Source organism: Micromonospora sp., assembly GCF_048594385.1.
Classification (GTDB): domain Bacteria; phylum Actinomycetota; class Actinomycetes; order Mycobacteriales; family Micromonosporaceae; genus Micromonospora; species Micromonospora wenchangensis.
Map to the genome: position 1 here is coordinate 1 of NZ_JBMDWU010000114.1, position 3,428 is coordinate 3,428.

General features: G+C 77.1%; 4 protein-coding genes. All 4 read left to right on the forward strand.

Features of this window, described 5'->3' with window-relative positions; genetic code table 11:
- Positions 1-574, forward strand: a 574-nt coding sequence (locus ACOJTC_RS05435; RefSeq protein WP_420116005.1) for an adenylyltransferase/cytidyltransferase family protein, incomplete at its 5' end; no start/stop codon positions are given.
- Positions 571-1,272, forward strand: a complete 702-nt coding sequence (locus tag ACOJTC_RS05440; RefSeq protein WP_420116006.1) for an SDR family oxidoreductase — start codon at positions 571-573, stop codon at positions 1,270-1,272. The genes ACOJTC_RS05435 and ACOJTC_RS05440, both read left to right, overlap by 4 nt.
- On the forward strand, positions 1,269-2,258 hold the full coding sequence (locus tag ACOJTC_RS05445; protein ID WP_420116007.1) for a glycosyltransferase family 9 protein: 990 nt from the start codon (positions 1,269-1,271) through the stop codon (positions 2,256-2,258). The genes ACOJTC_RS05440 and ACOJTC_RS05445 overlap by 4 nt, the downstream gene beginning before the upstream one ends.
- A 1-nt stretch (position 2,259) precedes the next feature.
- Positions 2,260-3,243 carry a DNA topoisomerase IB gene (locus ACOJTC_RS05450; protein ID WP_420116008.1) on the forward strand — a complete coding sequence of 328 codons (984 nt, stop codon included), beginning with the start codon at positions 2,260-2,262 and terminating at the stop codon, positions 3,241-3,243.
- The last annotated feature ends 185 nt before the right edge of the window (positions 3,244-3,428 follow it).

Consider the following 3,428-nt stretch of genomic DNA (forward strand, 5'->3'; position numbering starts at 1 on the left):
CGGCGGTGGGGACCGGATCGGGGCGGCGGCCGCGGGCGCGGTGGTCGCCGAGGTGCGCGCGGCCGGCGGCACCGTGGTGGCCACCGGGGGCTGCTTCGACCTGCTGCACGCCGGGCACGTGGCGACGTTGCAGGCCGCCCGGCAGCTCGGCGACTGCCTGGTGGTCTGCCTGAACTCCGACACCAGCGTCACCGGCCTCAAGGGCCCCGACCGGCCGGTGATCCCGCAGGGCGACCGGGCCCGGCTGCTCGCGGCGTTGAGCTGCGTCGACGCGGTGGTGGTCTTCGACGAGCCCACCCCGCACGCGACGTTGGGCTGGCTGCGGCCCGACGTCTGGGTCAAGGGCGGGGACTACGCCACCGGCGTCGGTGACGGGCCGGGCCTGCCGGAGGGCGAGCTGTTGCGCCGGTGGGGCGGGGACAGCGTGGTGGTGCCGTACCTGGACGGGCGCTCCACCACCGACATGATCGCGGCGGCCCGGGGTGAGCGCCGGCGCACCGGCCCGGCCGGTGGCGCGCGGCCGGAACCCGCCGGGTCCCGGCCGGCGCATCCGACGACGGAGGGAGCACGATGAGCAGCAGTCCACCCGGTGCCGGTCCGGCCGTCCTGGTCACCGGCGGGTCGAGCGGCCTCGGCGCGGCGGTGGTCACCGCCGTCGCGCAAGCCGGCGGACGACCGCTGGTGCTGGACCGGCGGCCCCCCGACGACGGGGTGCCGTGGATCGAGTGCGACCTGGCCGACACCCGGGCCGCCGAGGACGCCACCCGGGACCTGGCCGAGCGGGTCGGCGGGCTGGACGCGGTGGTGACCGCCGCCGGCATGGACGTGCCCGGCAAACTGGCCGACGTCCCCCGCGACACCTGGGAACGGATCGTCGTGGTGGACCTGCTCGCCACGGTGGCGGTGGTCCGGGCGGCGCTGCCCTACCTGGAGGCGTCCCGGGGCAACGTCGTCACGGTCGCCTCCACCCTGGGCGTCAAGGCGGTCGGGGACGCCACCGCGTACTGCGCGGCGAAGTTCGGGGTGGTCGGGTTCACCCGGTCGCTCGCCGCCGAGCTGGCCGGCAGCGTCGGGGTGACCCTGCTCATCCCCGGCGGGATGCGGACCGCGTTCTTCGACGACCGTGACCCGCAGTACCGTCCGGGCCCGGACGCGAAGCTCAACGACCCGGCCGACACCGCCGCCGCGATCATGTTCGCGCTCTCCCAGCCGCCCGGCAGCGCCGTGCGGGAACTGGTGGTCTGCGCCGAGCAGGAGACCTCGTACCCGTGATCCTGGTGCTGCGGGCGCTCGGCGTCGGTGACCTGGCCACGGCGGTGCCCGCGCTGCGTGCCCTGCGGACCGGGCACCCCGACGAGGAACTGGTGCTGGCCGCGCCGGCCTGGCTGGGTCCGCTCGTCGAACTGGTCGGCGGGGTCGACCGGCTGCTGCCCACCGACGACCTCGGCCCGCCGCCCTGGCCCGTCCCGTCGTCGGCCGGCCGGTGGCCCGGCCCGCCCCCGGATGGCGTGCCGCCGTGGTCCGGGCCGCCGCCGGAGGTGGCGGTCAACCTGCACGGACGCGGGCCGGGGTCGCACCGGATGCTGGCCGGCGCGGGCCGGCTGGTGGCCTTCCGGTGCCCGCCCGCCGGGCACCGCGACGGACCCGACTGGGACGACGACGAGCACGAGGTGGACCGCTGGTGCCGGCTGCTCGACTGGTACGGCATCCCGGCCGACCGCACCGACCTGGCGTTGCACCGCCCGCCGTCCGGCCGGCTGCCGGCCGGGGTGACCGTGGTGCACCCGGGCAGCAAGGTGGAGGCGAAGCGGTGGCCGGCGGACCGGTTCGCCGCGCTGGCCCGGCGGCTGGCCGACCGGGGGCACCGGGTGGTGGTGACCGGCTCGGCCGGCGAACGGGACCTGGCCGACCGGGTGGCGGCCGACGCCGGCCTGCCCCGCTCGGCGGTGCTGGCCGGCCGGACCGACCTGGGTGAGCTGGCCGCCCTGGTGGCCGCCGCCCGGCTGGTGGTCAGCGGGGACACCGGGGTCGGTCACCTGGCCACCGCCTACCGGGTCCCGTCGGTGCTGCTGTTCGGCCCGGTGCCGCCGGCCCGCTGGGGCCCGCCGGCCGACCGGCCGTGGCACCGGGTGCTCTGGGCCGCGGGCGAGGATTGTGCCGCCGGGCCGGGGGTAGGTACGGCGGCGAGATGGGCGGCGCTCCCGGTCGACCGGGTGCTGGCCGCCGTGGACGAGGCCGAGGAAACGGTACGGGTCTGAGGTGCGACTGAGGCGCAGTGATCCGGGTCGGGCGGGCTACGGGCGTCGCCGGCGCGGCAAGGGCTGGACCTTCCTGGACCGCAACGGTGAGCGGGTCCGGGACCCGGACACGCTGGCCTGGCTGTCCGAGCTGGTCATCCCGCCGGCCTGGTCCGACGTGTGGATCGCGCCGTACCCCAACGGGCACATCCTGGCCATCGGCACCGACGCCGCCGGCCGACGGCAGTACCTCTACCACCCGCAGTGGCGGCGCAAGCGGGACGAGGCGAAGTTCGACCACGTGTTGGAGGTGGCCCGTCGGCTGCCGACCCTGCGCGACCGGATCGCCGGTGACCTGACCGGGCGGGGGCTGAACCGGGACCGGGTGCTGGCCACCGTCGCCCGGCTGCTCGACATGGGCGCCTTCCGGGTCGGCAACGAGCAGTACGCGGTCGGGGAGGACGCCACCTTCGGCGTGTCCACCCTGCGCCCGGAGCACGCCCGGTCCCGGGGCGGCTGCGTGGTCTTCGAGTTCCCGGCCAAGGGCGGTATCGAACAGGTCCGTCGGATCGAGGACCCGCAACTGTGCCGGGTGCTGACCACCCTGCGGCGGCGACGGCGTACCGAGGAACGGCTCTTCGGCTACTGGGACGGGCGGACCTGGCGGGACGTGCGCAGCGACGAGGTCAACGGCTACCTGCGCGACGCCAGCGGCGGCGAGATGACCGCGAAGGACTTCCGCACCTGGCACGCCACCGTCCGGGCGGCCGCCGAACTGGCGACCGTGGGGACGCAGCGTTCGGTGACGGCGCGTCGCCGGGCGGTGGCCGGGGTGATGCGGGAGGTCGCCGACCTGCTCGGCAACACCCCCACGGTGGCCCGCACGTCGTACGTGGATCCCCGGGTGGTCGACCTCTACCACGACGGCGTGGTGCTGCCGGTGCCCGCCGACGCCCCGCGGGAGCAGGTCGAACGGTTGGTGCTGGAGCTGCTGGAGGAGACCTGACCGACCCCGCCGCAGGTCCTGGGGGAGGCGCGACGGGGTCGGGGCCGGTGCGGCCGGGAGGCCATCCCGGGCGACGGCGGTCGCGTGCCGGGCGGGCTGCGGCACCGGGCGGCCGTGCCGGGGCCCCGGGGGGGACCGGCCCCCCCCCCCGGGCCCCCCCTAACCGCACGGCCCCCCCGCCGGGG